Genomic DNA, 16446 nt, shown 5'->3' with positions numbered 1-16446 from the left:
AACGTTCTGTAAGCCATGTTTTGTTCCGTCGTACTGCAATCGGCTCATCACCTCGTACTCAGGCGGCAATCATCTATCTACAGAAAGCATTCTGTCCTTCTATCTGTTCAATTCCTTCAAGAAGGTTCCCCTACCAAAATTTGGGTTTCTCGCTCGAGGGGTTTACCGCGTTCCACTCTCACCATTTCTGATGAGACTTCGTCACTGTGGCACTTTCAAGGATACTCAGCCATATCCGGAGACGTAGGCTTTTTTCCTGCCGTCAGCCTATCAAGGCTGCCCTAGCTTATTTCTTCGCTAGGCACGAACACTACGGGCATCTCAGCACCGTGCGAGCATGGACTTTCCTCTACAGATTCAAAGATCTGCAGCGATTACCCGAACGTTAAGAACACTTGTTCATTATAAAGCAACTTGTCTCATTTGACAAGTGCATCTGCCCTATTCGTCATAAAGTTTGCTGCCGAATACATGTTTCTCAAGGTTGGACAGCCTTTTCAGAATGTCAAAGTTGGTCGTATTGGACTGCACCGGCTGTTTTTTGCTTGCTTCTTCAAGCTGTTTTTTCAGCTGCAGATTTTCTTGCTGCAGTTCTTCAATTTCTTGATGAAAGGTTTCATAATCCTTAATAATCATATCTAAAAATTTGTCAACGTCTTCTTGTCTGTAACCTCTAACGCCTGTTTTAAATTCTTTTTCCAAAATGTCTTTCGCAGAAAGCTTTACTTTATCAGCAAGCATCTTTTTCACCTCATATCGTGAATCATCATGTTATATTTTATTCAGAAACACGTCCCGTTGTCAAATATTCTCTGACGTGTTATGTAAAGAAATCTTCTTCTTCAACGGCGGCACGGAGATCATCCATCGTAATCGAATAAATCGGATATCCGTCTGTTTCACGGCGTTTTTCTGCCTGCTGCAGCATATATTTCGGCGATCCTTCCATTTCAGGATCATATAAAAGCAAAAGCGCATCTGACTTTTCAATAAAGAACGCGTTTTTCTGCCGGAATTGGAGCGGACTTTCGTACGGCCGATGCGTCAGGCTCTCCTCATAATCTGCCTGAGCAAGCACCGCTTCATACATTTCTTTATTCGGTTCCTTCCACTTTTCTTCTTGGCCGTAGAAAGGCGTGATAACGGCAACCTTTAATTCCGGATACTCTTCCCTGAGATCGTACGCCGTTTCTGCCGCCCAAAGCTCAGTCCCCAGCTGTCCGGATATGAGAATCCATTCCAAGCCTTCGTCAATAAAGCTTCTGAGTCTGGTTTCTATCGCCTTTTTTATATAAACAAGCGCCCGGTCATCCTGTTTAAAAATTCCGAGTTCAAACGGCTTGTATCCTGTTACGGCTAATACTTTCAATTGATCACCTGCTTAAAAAATGGGGCTCCCCATCGGGCCCCATTTTGATTTGCTGATATCCTAACCGATCTTGCTTAAGCGTTCAATACTAATGATCGCAGCAAGGGCTTCCGCACTGAAAATGCTGGTGAGTTGTCGGGTCAACATTTGAAAAAGTGTGCGGATAGTAATGAACGTGCTCAAAGTTGTGGTGATTTACGTTAGTTGTATGTTGCGGATGAATATGCGGCACAACCGTGTTAGAAAAGCAATGGTGTTCACAGCAATGAGTCGGATGGACAATCGGCGGCATCACGTTTGGTCTGCAACAATGATGATGAAACATGCTAAATCCCCTCTCCATTAACTTTTATTACACTGTTAGGTTATGAAGAAAAGAGGGTGCATGTTCTAATTCAATCACCCAATTTAAAAGTGTGTCAGCAAGCTGTCTTTAAAATTCGAAAATACAAACGCAATCAAAAAAACCACGACAAAGAACAAGTAAAAAACACCTTTATACATACCAACTCTCCCCTATAAATAACTAACGCTATTTTACAAGATGCGGCACCATTCTACAACAAAATCGATGCGGATTCAGAAAAAAATATTTTTGGCGAAACAGCTCGGCTTTTGCGCTTTCCCGGGCAATATTTCAAGAAGAATATTTCCTCTTAAGCCGGGCAATTCTCACATTGAGCTTCTCGGCTTCTTTTTCCGAAATTTCCCCGTCTTCTGCCGCCTGCTGCGCGGCCTGCAGAGCTTTTTTATAATTTTTTGCGTGATGCTCAAAATAGATCGCCAGCTCTACCGCTGATTGGTGTCTGCATATGTGAAGATCAGAGCCCGTCAGTTTCTCCCAAAGGGGCACGGCGTCTTGCCTGCGGTTTTGTTTTTTATAAAGCATTGCTAAGTCAAAAAGGGCCCGATCCGAATCTTCAAAGGCTTTGCCTTGCAGCGCTTCCAGCTGTGAAACAGCCCGATCGGTTTCTTTATGAGCGATAAACCATTTCGCCATGGCGTATGCTTCCTGACGTTCTGACGTCTGATCAGAAGATGCAAAAATCTTTTTTGACATATGGATGTAAAGAGCGATGAGGGAAAGCACATCTTGTTCATTATGCGAGAGCACTCCCTTTAAAAGAGCCGGATCCTCCGCCTTTAAAAATTGAAAATACAGCATCGGCGCCAAATAACCAGGTGTGTCTTCGTCCCTTTTAAAAGCAAGCTCTTCATTTTCAACCGCCGAAAGCGATACACGCTCTAATTTATGTTTCCAAAGCCGTCTCGCCCCGTGCAGAAGATCAAAGTGTCCGAAGTCAGGAAGTTTCGGAAGCCTGTCCCGCAGCAATGTATGCCTAGTTTTTACCTGCGGCCAGTCAAAGGCTTTTCCGTTATACGTAACAAGAGACGTAATGTCAACCTCACTTAAAAAGCTTTTGTAAAGAGCCGTCTCGTTTCCCGGTTTAGGAAGCAGATGCTGTTTAACCGCGACACGGTCTTCATACACTCTTGCATGACCGAGCAAAAAAATCATATTGCCGGCCCCGCCGCCGAGGCCGGTCGTTTCAGTATCAAAGAAGAACAGCTGGCTTTTTTCGTATCCTTCTGCTGATAAAGTATGCGTCAAACCGCCTTTATTCCATAATGCCATGACGTCATCAAGTTCACTGAAGCTGTACCGTCCGTGGCGGTGCGAAAGCGGATAGACGGTTTCGCGGATAAGACAGTATTCATCCTCAAAAAAGAAAGGCTTCACTCCGAATGCCTCCCATTCTTCTCTAAATGGGACTTGAATATCCGAGACCGAAAGTTGTGAAGCTGCCGGCTTTTTTTCAGCTTCCGGCACATTCAGGTGGTTTTTCATCCGCTTTAATTTATTTTTCAAGGACATCTTTCGTCCCCCTTTTCTTTTACACGTAATTCAAGAGCCGGAGTATCGCTTTCTTTGCATCTATTCCTTCTATTTCGGAGCCGATGCAGGAAGGGCATCCGTCTTGACATGGACATTGTCTGATCAGGCGCTCAGCCCCTTCATTGATTTCATCAAATCGCTTATATACTTCATCGGCAAGTCCGATTCCGCCCGGATAATGATCATACAGAAAGATTGTCGGAAGTCCGGTATGTGCGGCTTTGATTTGCGGCACGACATGCACGTCATTTCGGTCGCACATGACGTATACAGGCACGATATGCTGCAGGACGTGGGCAATGCCTAAAAGCAGCTGTTCAAGCGTTTTTTCGCCGATCTCCGAATCCGTCTCTTTCAATTCAAGCCAGGCAGCACTGGTATGCAGTTCTTCTTCTGGAAGATGAATCGGCCCTGATCCTATATTTTCAAATGTCGTCATTTTAATTTTTTTAAATATTGTCGGAAGTGCGTTCACGGTTACATCGCCGAAATGTAAGGCCGTTTTCTTTCTGCTGTCCGTTCTGTCAATGTCCAGCACTTTCAGCTGCACCGCTAAATTGGCATCTGTATAATATTCGACATCGACCTTTCGCACGTACGCTTTTTTATGATCCCAATCAAGCTTTTCAACCTGGTACTGCACCCCTTCATGAAGATAAATCGCTTCATCATGAAGAAGCGTCATCGCGCTGAAGCGGTCCATTTCTCCGATGATTTTTACATCAGCCGTCTCTGACCGGTCAACGATGACCACGTTTTCCTGTGACGCCGAACGGAGACTGATGTTGGAGGCGGGAAAAGATTCGCTCGCCCAGTGATAGCGTTCGCGGTTTTCGTGAAGCACCCCTTCTTCTTCTAAATACTCGAGAATATCTCTTGCATCATTTTCTCCGAATGTTTCATCGGCTCTGAAAGGCAGCTCATACGCGGCGCATTTCAGGTGATCGACCAGTATAATGAGATTATCGGGATTAATCCTTGCAGATTCAGGCGAGCGTTTAAAGAAATAATCAGGATGGCGCACAATATATTGGTCAATCGGATCAGAGTTCGCCACCATCACGATAAGCGCCTCTCCCTGCCGCCGCCCGGCCCGGCCCGCCTGCTGCCATGCGCTCGCGACACTGCCCGGGTACCCCGTCATCACGCAGACCTGAAGCTGGCCGATATCAACGCCGAGCTCCAGCGCGTTTGTGCTGACAACGCCGAGAATGCTGCCGTCTCTTAACCCCCGCTCTATTTCTCTTCTTTCTTTCGGAAGATATCCGCCGCGATAACCTCTGACAGACTTCGCGCCGATTTCTTTTTTTACGATCTCCTGAATGTGGCTTAAAATAATTTCAACCCGGACACGGCTTCTGGCAAAAACAATCGTCTGGATCTTATTTTTTAAAAAAGTTTTGGCAAGTTCGTTCACTTCCACGGTGGCGCTTTTTCGAATATGCAGCGGTTTATTTACAATCGGAGGATTGTAAAAAGCAAAGTGCTTTCTTCCGGCCGGGGCGCCGTTATCGTCAATCAGGCGCACTGATTTTCCCGTCAGCTGCTCCGCCAATTCCCTCGGATTGGCGATTGTGGCGGATGTGCAGATAAATGACGGCGTGCTTCCGTAAAAAGCGCAGATTCTCATTAAACGGCGGATGACGTTCGCCACATGGCTGCCGAATACGCCCCGGTACGTATGTAATTCATCAATGACGATATATTTCAGGTTTTCAAACAGACTCACCCATTTTGTATGGTGGGGAAGAATGGCTGAATGAAGCATATCGGGATTTGTGATCACAATATGCCCGGCTTTTCTGACTTTCTGCCTGATGGCCGGAGACGTATCTCCGTCATAGGTAAAGCTTTTAATGTCCATGCCCGTCTCGTCTATGATTTCGTTCAGCTCGCTTTTTTGATCCTGCGCGAGCGCCTTTGTCGGAAATAAATAAAGCGCGCGGCTTGAGGCATCTTCCGCGATAGACTGAAGAACCGGAAGATTATAGCACAGTGTTTTTCCGGAGGCCGTCGGTGTGACAGCCACAATGCTTTCTCCGTTTTGAACCGTCTGAAAAGCGGAGTATTGATGTGTAAAGAGCCGCTCGATCCCCCTCTTTTCGAGAGCCGCCCGAATTTTCCGATCTACTTGCTCCGGCATCGGCATGGTTTTCGCCTCCCGCGGTTCCTCTTCATGCCAATGCACAATATTTTCATGATTTTTTAATTCCTGAATCAGTTCGCTCAGTGATTTTTTCTTCATCGTTCACACCTCTTTATGAGGTACAGTTTACCGAATATTTGTTTGCCTGGCTAGATGAAAATCCTGCACAAGAAAAAAAGCAGGGAATCAGCCCCTGCCTACTTCATTTTTATCGTAAAAAGCTCTGTTTGTCCTTTTTTCGCTTCGTTTGCGCCTGCAAATTGCAAAGGTTCTGCGGCATCGCCATTCATAATCACCATAGGGATGACGGTGCTGCTTGCTTTTTCTTTTATTAAATCCAGCCGGCACGTTAAAAGCAGATCGCCTGTTTTCACTTTGTCTCCTTCTTTTACATGCGCTTCAAAGCCTTCGCCGTTCATATTGACGGTATCCAAACCGACATGTATCAAAAGTTCCGCTCCGGAAAGGGTGCGGATGCCGACAGCATGTTTTGTATGGAACAGCTGAATCACTTCTCCCTCAACCGGTGAAACAATGTCTCCGTTTGCAGGCTCGACGGCGATCCCGTCCCCCATCATTTTTTGTGAAAATACGGGATCCGGCACTGAAGCCAAATCCATCACCGCTCCGTCAGCCGGAGAAAAAATCACTTCCTCGGCCGGCTTTTTCCGGCTGTCTCCCAATCCGAATAATTTTTTCAGCAATGTGTTGTGCTCCCCTTCCTAAATGTGAATCCGTTACCAGTTTATTCTCCACTATTTAACCATACTTTCTTTTTTCCTTCAATTCTTAACCATACGGCATAACATCGCATAGTCTGTTTGTAAAAAGGCGGTGGTCATATGGATCAATCACAAAACGATAAACTTGATCCGCAAAGTAATGAGGACATCATCAGCCATGCGATGGACCAATTTTTTCACTCAGGTCCCTTCGCAGAATTGATGCAGGGTTTTCAGCACCTTGTCAATTCGGCTTTTACTGAAGCGCAAGTGACGATTGACGTCAGAGAAGAGCCGAAGGGCCTCGCGGTTGATATCGGCGTTCCCGAGACGTTCCGTGACGGGGATATGCTGGTGGAAACGAAGGGGTGCTACCTTCACGTTACAATCCGCTACGATCATAAACAGGCTCATTCATCCCATGTGTCTTCAAGCATGACAAGAACCGTTGTCCTCCCTTATAAGGTGAGTGAAGAAGATATGGAAACATCCTGGAATGAACAGACGCTTACCCTCTTTTTCCCTAAAAAATAAGCATGAATGATGGATATCATTCATGCTTTTTATTTGAAGATACTGGTGAAGCCTTTCACCAGCGATCCGACCTGATTTACGGCGCTTACCATCTGCCCCGTTGTATCTATCATTTTATTAAAGTCAAACTGTCCGTTCGTTTTTTTAAACTGGGAGAGTATGCCTGAGAATTGGGAAGACTGCTGCTGATTCGGTCTGGGAACGGGGTAAGGATTCACAAACCCCGGCTGCCCCCCGGGCATGGCTGCCTGAGGAGGAGAGGGAGCAAACGGCTGCTGCATATGACCGTATTCCTGATTCGGATAAAATTGCTGCGGGTACTGCCCTTGCTGATGATATGGCGGCTGCTGCAATGGCTGTATCTGCTGCGGATACGGCTGCTGCAGCGGCTGTATCTGCTGCGGGTAGAAATATCCCGCCGGCTGCTGGTACATATTTTGATATGGCTCTGCTCTCCATTGCATACGACATTCCCCCTTGTCTCTCACTAAGTTTCTGCTATATATGTATGAATTCCGCCGTGGTTATGTGCTTTCGGTGATTCTGATTTTTGTCAAATGCTGTCGAAAGTCTTAATTTTTTAAAAACAGAAAAAAGTCGAATCGTTATGTTACCATAATCTCAACATACATGAGAGGGGATGCACCATTATGAACGTATCATACTTAAGAAAGCGTTTTGCTGAAGTGAAAAAATATGAAACAGATTGTGCAGATAAACTGATGGACTTTGCAAAATTCCTCTATATTCAAGGTCATCTCACCGCAACCGAATTTCGAAACAGTATGAAGGTTCTCGAAGCAAGTGGAGCAGAAAACCCGGCGTATGAATAACATACCCGACCCCTTTATATAAAAGAAGGCAGCCATTTTCAGCTGCCTTCTTTTTCAATTTCATCCCTCAATATACGAAGCGTATATAAAACAGATTCAGTTAAATCCCTGTATCTTTTTTTATGAATATGATGAACATATGATTGGAGCATCAGCTCTCCGAAATTTTCTGTAACGGCCTGAATTTGTGCGTGATGAACGTATTTCGGACGGTTTTCCTGAATAAACGCAAGCGCTGCTTCTGTCCAAAGCGCGCAAAGCCGGTCTCTTTTTTCAACATCGGGTTTAATAATCTCAAAAAAATCATATGAACGGCCTGACTCTTTTCCATCCTGATACCTTTTTTCGGCTTCCAGAACCGCCTCTATCATTTGTTCTGTCAGCTCCAATAACGACTGTGTCTGCAAACGGACTCACCTCAGTACATATGGTACCAAAGTTTTTGCATAAAATCAGCTGATCCGGCAGGCTCTCGGCAAATCCTTTTTACGCCGGTCAGTCAAAAACAGGTCATCAATACAAACATGAAGCTCCCGCGCCTCTTCCTCAAGGCGGGAAAGTTTCTCCTGTCTGATTTCTTCAGCTTCCGCCTGACAGGATCTGACTGCTTGGGTAAGCGTCTTTTCAGCAGCAGAAATCCGGAATTCGATATCAGAAAGCAGACGGAGAATATCAGCCTTGCTCGTGTAAACAGACATTCATGTTCCTCCCTTTTATCACTTGCGTCTCTTTAGAATATAATTCTCGTTTTCATACCGCTCTCCTCTGCACATGACAAAACTAGAAGCAGTTCGGCAAACAAACAGAGATTATCCTAAAAGGCGTGCCTTTCGACAAAAAAAGTGCCGCAAACTTTGTATGAACCGGCACGTTAATGCAAACGATACAGTTGAGGAGGTGCCGTATGAAAACGAGACCGAAAAATGCAGGTAAACAGCAAAAAACCGAAGCAAAAACGACTGATACGCTTGATAAAAAATTAGGCGGCCCAAACCGCCCTTCCACGTAACACATCAGCAGCCCGAAACCCCAGCGAACGGTTTCGGGCTTTTTCATTTCTTCAGCCACTCTTTAACCGCGAAGAGCGCATGGAGCTCCCGTCTTTTCTGGAAGTACCAGTCCGTCAGTTCAAGCTGTTTCGGCATTTTCTCCTGTAAGAAAGCCCCTTTTCTTAACCTTTTTTGAAACCAATCCGCCCTTTCGCCGTCTAATGGGTGGGCAACAATGGGATAGGTTGTCCTCAGCATCGGTGATGTTCTTTTTTTGATGCCGATCATTTTCTCCATATCAAAGCGTGAACCGGTATGAGGAACGGTATCAAGAAAACGGTAAAAAGAAGCGTGAAGATCAGGGCTGAACAGAAGGCGGGCCAGCTGTTTTCCGAGCGTAATTCTCTCTTCGGTTTTTGAAAACCGTTTGACGGAAATTCCGTATAAATGTCCGTCAATTGAAGGGAATATCACCGTATTAAAGTGAAACCAATCACTTAAATAAAAAGGAATCGTGCCAAAAACATTCTTTTTAAACGAAGGATTTTGTATAATAGGTGCTTGGATAGTGTTTTGTTCATTTATAATAAGAGCATACATGAGCCGTTCCGTATCTCCGTCACGCCAAAAGCGAAACCACTCTTCCTGCATAAAAGCCGAGACGCGGAAATGAGGAAGATGACGGAAAAGAGGTTCGCCGATTTGTTTTGACCACTGGTAGACCAGAAGCTGAGGATAGGCATCAGAAAAAATCAGCCAATTCGCCCTTTCATACGAAAGGAAAAACCAGTTTTTCTGACTGCTGTCAAGGCCCTCCTGATAAAGGACGCCTCTTAAATCAGTCATCGACCAGCCCGCATTGCGGGACACAAAGGATGCCAAAAGCGGCCACTTGATCTCAGGATGGCGGTCATAATATGCTTTATAGGCATTCGTCCGGGAAATATTATCGGCATTTTTTATTTTCGTCTCTTTTTCGATCAGGCGAAGAATGGCGGTTACGGTCTGTCGTTTATGCACGTTCATTCACTTCCGTCACTATTAGTTTGATAAGGAGGATGGAAAAAGTGATTCGGTACCCGAATGGAAAAACTTTTCAGCCGAACAAAACGGTTTCATCCCAAAACAGCCAGAAACGGTCCCATTCATACAGTAATCGCGGCATGACCCTCGAAGACGACCTGAATGAAACGAATAAGTATTATCTGGCTAACCAAATTGCTGTCATTCACAAAAAGCCGACACCCGTCCAGATTGTAAACGTCCACTATCCGAAAAGAAGCGCCGCAGTCATTAAGGAAGCTTATTTTAAACAGTCTTCCACAACTGACTACAACGGCATTTATAAAGGACGCTACATTGATTTTGAGGCAAAAGAAACAAAAAACAAAACGGCATTTCCCCTGCATAATTTTCACGATCATCAGATTGAGCATATGAAGCAGGTGGTCAGGCAAGACGGCATTTGTTTTGTTATTATATCCGCTTTCGGAAAGGTTTATTTCCTCGAAGCCGACAAGCTGTTTGTCTTTTGGGAGAGAAAGGAGAACAATGGCAGAAAATCAATTCGCAAAGACGAATTAGAAGATGCTTCCTTTCCGATTTCCCTTGGATACTCACCGAGAATTGATTATATTAGTATTATTGAACAGCTTTATTTTTCGCAGGAACAGTAGACTGAGCGAAAGGTTGATAAACGAAAGGTTGAGATGTTATGTCAGATCAATTTACGAGCCGTGAAGAACGCCGTAAGGCAAGGCAGACGAAAAGCACTAAGCCCTCTTCACCGAAAAAAGGCAAGAAACAGCGTAAAGGCGGTTTATTCAAAAAGATTGTACTGTCCTTGGTTATTCTGTTTGTCCTTGGCATAGTCGGCGGAGCGGCGGCATTTGCCGTTTTGGTTTCCGGCGCGCCGTCTTTGGACGAAGCCAAGCTGAAAACGCCTTACTCTTCAACGATTTACGATAAAAACGGCAAAGAAATCGCGGAAGTGGGCGGTGAAAAACGAACCTACGTCCCGATTAAGGATATACCCGATGTTGTGAAAGAAGCATTTATCGCAACTGAAGACGCCCGTTTTTATAAGCACCACGGTATAGACCCGATCCGGATCGGAGGCGCCTTGGTCGCAAACTTTACGGATGGATTCGGTTCAGAGGGAGGAAGCACAATCACCCAGCAGGTTGTGAAAAACTCGCTTTTGACCCATCAGAAAACGATTAAACGGAAAGCACAGGAAGTGTGGCTTTCACTGCAGCTGGAGCGCCATTATTCTAAAGATGAAATCTTAGAGATGTATTTAAACAGAATTTATTTCTCACCGCGTGCCTACGGCGTCGGTAAAGCGGCTGAAGAATTCTTCGGCGTAAAAGACTTGAGCAAGCTTACGGTTGAACAGGCGGCGACGCTTGCCGGAATGCCGCAAAGCCCGACCGGATATAACCCGGTTAAAAATCCGAAGGCTTCCGAAAAACGCCGAAACATTGTTCTCAGCTTAATGGAAAAACAAGGATTCATTTCAAATTCTGACTACCAAAAAGCAAAGAAAGTGTCCATGAAAGATGAAGGCGTCGTCAGCCAAAAGGAATACGATAAAAAGGACACAAATAAATACAGCGCTTTTGTCGAAGAAGTTATGAAAGAAATTGAGACAAAAGAAAAGAAAGACGTCGATATTTCAACTGACGGATTGAAAATTTACACGACTCTTGATACGAAAGCACAAGATTATCTTGATCAATTGATGAACGGAGATACAGCCGGCTTTTCGGAAGGCATGCAGGGCGGCGTCACTCTCCTTGATACGACAAACGGAGAAATCCGCGCTATCGGAGCAGGACGGAACAGAACTACCGGGGGATTCAATTATGCAACACAAGGTAAAACCCAGCCCGGTTCAACGATAAAACCAATTCTTGATTACGGGCCGGTCATTGAAAATAAAAAATGGTCGACGTATGAGCAGATTGATGATTCGGCTTATACGTACTCTGACGGCACACCGATTCATGATTGGGACAATAAATACAGAGGTCAGATATCTATGCGAGAGGCCCTCGCAGACTCACGTAATATTCCTGCTTTAAAAGCATACCAAGCAGCAGGAAAAGATAATGCCGTCGACTTCGCAAACGACTTAGGATTGGGATTAAACAAAGATCAAGTATATGAACCTTACTCTATCGGGGGATTTGGTGAGGGTAACCGCGGTGTATCTACTATGACCATGGCAGGCGCCTACAGTGCGTTCGGAAATAACGGAACGTACAACGAACCGCACGCGGTCACATCGATTGAATTTAATGACGGCACTAAGCTTGATTTAACACCGAAACCGAAAAGTGCTATGAGCGACTACACAGCGTTTATGATTACCGATATGCTCAAATCAGCTGTCGAATCAGGAACAGGTAAACTGGCTCAGGTGCCGAACGTGGAAGTCGCCGGTAAAACGGGTACGACCAACTTTACTAAAGAGGACATTCAAAAATATAACATTGCTCCGGGCGGAGTCCCAGACTCATGGTTTGTCGGATACACCCCTCAATATACAGCGGCGGTTTGGACCGGAGTTGAGTCTGGCAACAAAGCAGGCAAGAAATCACTGTCTTCTGCAGACCAGCAAGTCGCAAAACGGATTTTCCAAAAGCTGATCTCTTACGTTGATGACGGTAAAGGAAGCTTCAAGCAGCCTGACAGTGTCGTCAAAGAAACAGTTGAGAAAGGCTCGAATCCTGCCGCTTTAGCCGGACCGAATACGCCGGATGATAAAAAAGTGACGGAGTACTTCGTGAAAGGAACGCAGCCAACTGCCGTTTCTAAAACGTACACGAAAGAAAAAGCCGATAAACCGACAGGATTGCAAGTGAAATACGACAAAGATAAAAAATCATTAACTTTAAGCTGGAATTATGACGGTGATGCAACATTCAATGTCAAACAATCCGTTGACGGCGGAAGCTACAGTGACATTCAAAACAGTTCGGCAAAAGAAGCCGTCGTCTCAGATGTCACACCAGGCTCCACATACAGCTTCCAGGTGACAGCGGAAAACGATGACGGAAAAAGCGATACGGCATCAGCTTCTTTCAAAGTCCCGAAAGATGAAGAAGACGATGCGGATAAAGATAAAGCGACTGACGATGAACAGAAGTCTGATGAAGATAAAGACAAAGACAAAACGCAAACCGATGATTCAAACACAGATGACAATCAGACAGATACGTCTGACGGATCGGATCAAACACCAACTGATGACCCGGATAAAAATCAGGATCAATCCGATAAGGATCAAACAGATAACAACAATCAGAATCAGCCCGGTAACGGGACCGATAACAACGGACAGCAAGATAACGGCTCTGATAATGATTCCGATTCCGGTTCAGACGGCTCAAATAAACCTGACAACGGTCAAACGGACAAAAACCAAGACTCATCTTCAAATATCAACGGGCAGTCCAATTCGTCAACCATCCAGTCAAATCCCGCTCGTTAGCGGACGAAATCCTTCACCTCAACCAGGTGAAGGATTTTTTTCATACAAAAAAACCTCCTTATGAGAAAAGGAGGTTTTTAACCTTTGTTCATGGCTTCATATTTATGATATTGTTTCTTCATCTCCGTCATCAATTCATCCAGCTGAATAAACGAGTGAAATTGAGTCGGTTTCGTTAAAATAAACGCCATTCGCTCCGCCCAATTGATCGGTTCGGCGGGAAAATGCTTTGTTTCAAGCACAGACCAATCGAGTGATGTGACCCGCTCCCCTGCCGTCCAGTGAAAAGCGGCAATCAGACAGGCAATTCCCTTCAGCATGTCATTTTGATCACATCTCGATTTTCTTGTTTGAAAAACGGGAAGCAGCGTTTCTTTCGTCTCGCTCCAAATCTGAAACAGAAACGGGACATATTCGCCCCTTTCCCTCCATGGCTGCACTGTTGGCTGACCGCTGAAATCCATATACAGCGGATGGCGGCGCAACGCCGTTTTGACCTCGAGGCTTTCCAAGTCCGTAAGGCTGCGTAGGTATGTTTCATAGCCTGCCAGAATGTCAATCGCCGTCACCGTTTCACCAGCCCTTTTTTGTCACGCTTCTGCCCTTCTCTGCACAGCGGAAGCAAAGGACATTCCGCACAGCGGGGAGATTGCGCTTTACAATGATACCTGCCGAAAAATATTAATCTGTGGTGTGTAACAGACCAATCCTCTTTCGGCACTTTTTTCATTAATGTTTTCTCTACTTCCAAAACAGAGTCCTTCCAGCGGCAGATACCGAGCCGTTTAGAGACCCGCTCCACATGAGTGTCTACTGCGATCGCAGGTACGCCGAAAGCAACAGACACGACCACATTTGCCGTTTTCCGTCCGACACCCGGCAGATTCACAAGCTCATCCCGGTCTTTCGGCACTTCTCCGCCGTACTCTTCGATGATCATTTTGCTCAGCTTTTGAATATTTTTGGCTTTATTACGGTACAGGCCGATTGATTTAATATCCTGCTGGAGTTCTTCCAGCGATACGGCAAGATAATCTTCGGGCCGTTTATATTTTTGAAATAGCGTTTTTGTCACTCTGTTGACGAGAGCATCCGTACATTGCGCGGATAATGCGACTGCCACAACCAATTCGAAAGGATTTGAATGGACAAGTTCACATTCTGCGTGCGGAAACATATCGCCGATTTTTTCAAGACAATATTCAATCTGCTTTAAATTTAACACGTTTCTCCCCTTCTCATGTTATTGTTCCAGCCAATTGTAAAAAGGCACCTGCCTCGTATACTCTTTTTGCGGATCATTTTGTTTCGTTTGAACACGCCGGAATTTTTGGCTGTGCGCCTTCGCCTGCTCAACCGTTTTGAAGCCGTTCTTTTTCCATTCAAATAAAATCCGGTCAATATAGCGAAAACTGAGTTTCCCCGATAAAACAGCTTCTTTTAAGGCGTGTTTAATCAGAATCGCATCATGCTGATCCTGATCCTGCCATATGGCCAGCGTCTCGCATTCAAGCGGTGACAGCGGTCTTCCGAACTCTTCTTCAAAGATGGTATACAGGCTTTTTTGTTCTCTTTCTGACGTTCTTTCCTGCGTTTCGTTTTGTGAATGCTGCATGTAATCATACAGCTTCGCCCATAACGGCTGCAGAGAATATTTTTCAAACTTTATGCCGTTATGGTCTTCACATTCTTCAATAAACAGAAAACCTTTTTGAATAAACATTCTCAGGCAGCTTGTACATTCTTCAGCAGAGATGGACATGCCTGACTGAAGTTCAAACGGCGTCGGAAAATAAGAGCCCTTTTCCAAATGCATTTTAATCTTCAAAAGCAGGATCAATTCGGTTTCATTCAGCCCGAGCTGCCGGTAATGTGTCAACAGCAGGTTGGGAATGCTTGAAATGCCGAGTTCCTGCATATCTATAAATTGCTGTTTTTTCATCCTTACACCTCTTACTGTAAAAGGTTATCTCCGGGAGCTTTCCCCTTTACTTAGAAAAAGTCTCCCTTGCAGGAGACTTCGTTTTTCATAACTATTACGGATACAGACGGTTCAGAAGTCTCGGGAACGGAATCGTTTCACGCACGTGAGGCGCTCCGCTGATCCAAGCCACTGTCCGCTCAAGTCCGAGGCCAAAGCCGGAGTGCGGAACAGAACCGTATTGTCTGAGTTCAGCATACCATTTGTAAGCCTCTGAATCCAGACCGTGTTCTTTTAATCTTTCTTCCAATAAATCCATATCATGAACGCGTTCTGAACCGCCGATGATTTCCCCGTAGCCTTCCGGAGCGATTAAGTCGGCACATAACACGACATCGTCACGATCTTTGGCAGGCTGCATATAAAACGGTTTTAATGACGTCGGATAATGAGTGATAAACACCGGTTTGTCATAGCTTTCTGCGATCGCTGTTTCATGCGGCGCACCGAAGTCATCTCCCCACTCAATATCGTCAAAGCCTTTTTCTTTCAGGAATTCGATCGCTTTATCGTACGTAATGCGCGGGAATGGCGCTTTGATTTGTTCAAGCTTCGATGTGTCTCTACCTAATGTGTTCAGCTCGATCTTACAATGTTCCAGCACACTTTGTACGATGTATGCAACATAATTCTCCTGAACTTCAAGGTTTTCTTCAAATTCAACAAATGCCATTTCAGGCTCAATCATCCAGAATTCGATGAGATGGCGTTTCGTTTTCGATTTTTCCGCTCTGAACGTCGGTCCGAAAGAGAATACTTTTCCGAGCGCCATTGCAGCTGCTTCCATATACAGCTGGCCGCTTTGAGACAAGAAGGCGTCTTCATCAAAATATTTCGTCGCGAACAGCTCAGTCGTGCCTTCGGGAGCGCTTCCCGTCAAAATCGGCGGATCAACTTTCACGAAGCCTTCTTTGTTGAAAAATTCATAAGTCGCACGAATGATTTCGTTGCGGATTTTCATAATTGCGTGCTGGCGTTTCGAACGGAGCCATAAATGTCTGTGATCCATTAAGAATTCCGTACCGTGCTCTTTAGGCGTAATCGGATAATCAGTCGCTTCGTGAATGACTTCAATGGATGTAACAGCAAGCTCATAGCCAAGCGGTGAACGCTCGTCCTCTTTCACAATTCCTTTTACATAAAGTGACGTTTCCTGCGTCACTGATTTCGCGATTTGGAAGATGTCTTCTTCTACTTCAGCTTTGACGACAACTCCCTGAATGAAGCCGGTACCGTCTCTCAGCTGTAAAAATGCGATTTTACCGCTTGAGCGTTTATTAGCGACCCAAGCTCCAATCGTTACTTCCTCGCCTGTGTGTTTATACACTTGGTTGATTGTTGTTTTCAAACTCTTTCCCTCCAGAACAAGAAAGACATTCAGGAATCTGCCTGAATCTCTTTTTTCATCACTTTATTATACCCGTTCTACTCTAACGGGGTCAATGCAAGTGAAAAGCGGCTTTAAAAGCCGCTTTTT

The 16446-nt window shown here is 45.1% G+C and carries 19 protein-coding genes, 1 other RNA gene and 1 pseudogene; 5 read left to right on the top strand and 16 right to left on the bottom strand.

Features of this window, described 5'->3' with window-relative positions:
- Nucleotides 1-4 precede the first annotated feature (4 nt).
- The 8 genes and pseudogenes from rnpB to SB24_RS18520 all read right to left on the bottom strand — a co-directional run bounded on the left by rnpB (nucleotide 5) and on the right by SB24_RS18520 (nucleotide 6116).
- Nucleotides 5-386, bottom strand: an RNA gene (gene rnpB, locus SB24_RS19825) — RNase P RNA component class B.
- 55 nt (nucleotides 387-441) lie between these two features.
- Complete coding sequence (gpsB, locus tag SB24_RS18540; RefSeq protein ID WP_003153541.1) at nucleotides 442-741, bottom strand: cell division regulator GpsB; 300 nt, start codon at nucleotides 739-741, stop codon at nucleotides 442-444.
- 79 nt (nucleotides 742-820) lie between these two features.
- The gene (locus SB24_RS18535) at nucleotides 821-1369 is read right to left on the bottom strand and encodes an SLOG family protein (RefSeq protein WP_007409499.1); all 549 of its coding nucleotides are present in this window, start codon (nucleotides 1367-1369) and stop codon (nucleotides 821-823) included.
- 88 nt (nucleotides 1370-1457) lie between these two features.
- Nucleotides 1458-1694 (bottom strand): spore coat protein CotD, encoded by a 237-nt coding sequence (gene cotD, locus SB24_RS19820; protein WP_003153539.1) that lies wholly within the window; start codon nucleotides 1692-1694, stop codon nucleotides 1458-1460.
- Nucleotides 1695-1777: 83 nt separating this feature from the next.
- A pseudogene (locus SB24_RS20070) lies at nucleotides 1778-1885 on the bottom strand (hypothetical protein); the annotation flags it as partial.
- Nucleotides 1886-2006: 121 nt separating this feature from the next.
- On the bottom strand, nucleotides 2007-3245 hold the full coding sequence (locus SB24_RS18530; RefSeq protein ID WP_033574709.1) for a ribonuclease H-like domain-containing protein: 1239 nt from the start codon (nucleotides 3243-3245) through the stop codon (nucleotides 2007-2009).
- Nucleotides 3246-3264: 19 nt separating this feature from the next.
- Entirely contained in the window at nucleotides 3265-5511 is a 2247-nt protein-coding gene (locus SB24_RS18525) for a DEAD/DEAH box helicase (RefSeq protein WP_039254742.1), read from the bottom strand.
- 98 nt (nucleotides 5512-5609) lie between these two features.
- Entirely contained in the window at nucleotides 5610-6116 is a 507-nt protein-coding gene (locus SB24_RS18520) for a PTS sugar transporter subunit IIA (protein ID WP_012117833.1), read from the bottom strand.
- A gap of 138 nt (nucleotides 6117-6254) precedes the next feature.
- Here SB24_RS18520 and SB24_RS18515 point away from each other — a divergent pair, with 138 nt between their 5' ends.
- Nucleotides 6255-6668: an Hsp20/alpha crystallin family protein gene (locus SB24_RS18515; RefSeq protein WP_039254739.1), complete on the top strand. Its 414-nt coding sequence runs from the start codon at nucleotides 6255-6257 to the stop codon at nucleotides 6666-6668.
- A gap of 29 nt (nucleotides 6669-6697) precedes the next feature.
- Here the strand turns inward: SB24_RS18515 and SB24_RS18510 are convergent, their stop codons facing one another.
- The gene (locus SB24_RS18510) at nucleotides 6698-7132 is read right to left on the bottom strand and encodes a YppG family protein (protein ID WP_007409493.1); all 435 of its coding nucleotides are present in this window, start codon (nucleotides 7130-7132) and stop codon (nucleotides 6698-6700) included.
- Nucleotides 7133-7318: 186 nt separating this feature from the next.
- On the opposite strand from SB24_RS18510, the gene SB24_RS18505 reads away from it, so the two are divergent.
- Entirely contained in the window at nucleotides 7319-7501 is a 183-nt protein-coding gene (locus SB24_RS18505; protein ID WP_003153532.1) for a YppF family protein, read from the top strand.
- A 38-nt stretch (nucleotides 7502-7539) separates the two neighbouring features.
- Here the strand turns inward: SB24_RS18505 and SB24_RS18500 are convergent, their stop codons facing one another.
- Complete coding sequence (locus SB24_RS18500; RefSeq protein ID WP_007409492.1) at nucleotides 7540-7908, bottom strand: YppE family protein; 369 nt, start codon at nucleotides 7906-7908, stop codon at nucleotides 7540-7542.
- 45 nt (nucleotides 7909-7953) lie between these two features.
- Nucleotides 7954-8199, bottom strand: coding sequence for a DUF5446 family protein (locus SB24_RS18495; protein WP_012117836.1), 246 nt, complete (start codon nucleotides 8197-8199; stop codon nucleotides 7954-7956).
- Between the two features lie 206 nt (nucleotides 8200-8405).
- Here SB24_RS18495 and sspM point away from each other — a divergent pair, with 206 nt between their 5' ends.
- A complete protein-coding gene (gene sspM / locus SB24_RS18490) occupies nucleotides 8406-8510 on the top strand; it encodes an acid-soluble spore protein SspM (protein ID WP_003153525.1) in 105 nt (34 codons plus the stop codon).
- 43 nt (nucleotides 8511-8553) lie between these two features.
- Here sspM and SB24_RS18485 read toward each other — a convergent pair whose 3' ends face one another.
- Complete coding sequence (locus SB24_RS18485) at nucleotides 8554-9516, bottom strand: DUF2515 domain-containing protein (protein ID WP_015417701.1); 963 nt, start codon at nucleotides 9514-9516, stop codon at nucleotides 8554-8556.
- Nucleotides 9517-9557: 41 nt separating this feature from the next.
- Here SB24_RS18485 and recU point away from each other — a divergent pair, with 41 nt between their 5' ends.
- Entirely contained in the window at nucleotides 9558-10166 is a 609-nt protein-coding gene (recU, locus tag SB24_RS18480; protein WP_015417702.1) for a Holliday junction resolvase RecU, read from the top strand.
- Nucleotides 10167-10204: 38 nt separating this feature from the next.
- Nucleotides 10205-12988, top strand: a complete 2784-nt coding sequence (locus SB24_RS18475) for a PBP1A family penicillin-binding protein (RefSeq protein ID WP_039254735.1) — start codon at nucleotides 10205-10207, stop codon at nucleotides 12986-12988.
- Between the two features lie 77 nt (nucleotides 12989-13065).
- On the opposite strand, the gene SB24_RS18470 is transcribed toward SB24_RS18475, so the two are convergent.
- The 4 genes from SB24_RS18470 to asnS form a co-directional block, all read right to left on the bottom strand.
- On the bottom strand, nucleotides 13066-13557 hold the full coding sequence (locus SB24_RS18470) for a YpoC family protein (RefSeq protein ID WP_039254733.1): 492 nt from the start codon (nucleotides 13555-13557) through the stop codon (nucleotides 13066-13068).
- Nucleotides 13554-14213, bottom strand: a complete 660-nt coding sequence (gene nth, locus SB24_RS18465; protein ID WP_007612187.1) for an endonuclease III — start codon at nucleotides 14211-14213, stop codon at nucleotides 13554-13556. The genes SB24_RS18470 and nth overlap by 4 nt, the downstream gene beginning before the upstream one ends.
- Before the next feature lie 18 nt (nucleotides 14214-14231).
- The gene (dnaD, locus tag SB24_RS18460; RefSeq protein ID WP_003153516.1) at nucleotides 14232-14930 is read right to left on the bottom strand and encodes a DNA replication protein DnaD; all 699 of its coding nucleotides are present in this window, start codon (nucleotides 14928-14930) and stop codon (nucleotides 14232-14234) included.
- 94 nt (nucleotides 14931-15024) lie between these two features.
- A complete protein-coding gene (gene asnS, locus SB24_RS18455; RefSeq protein WP_039254732.1) occupies nucleotides 15025-16317 on the bottom strand; it encodes an asparagine--tRNA ligase in 1293 nt (430 codons plus the stop codon).
- Nucleotides 16318-16446 lie beyond the last annotated feature (129 nt).

The sequence above is a fragment of the Bacillus sp. Pc3 genome (assembly GCF_000815145.1).
GTDB lineage: Bacteria > Bacillota > Bacilli > Bacillales > Bacillaceae > Bacillus > Bacillus velezensis.
This window is presented reverse-complemented; position numbering and strand designations above follow the sequence as displayed.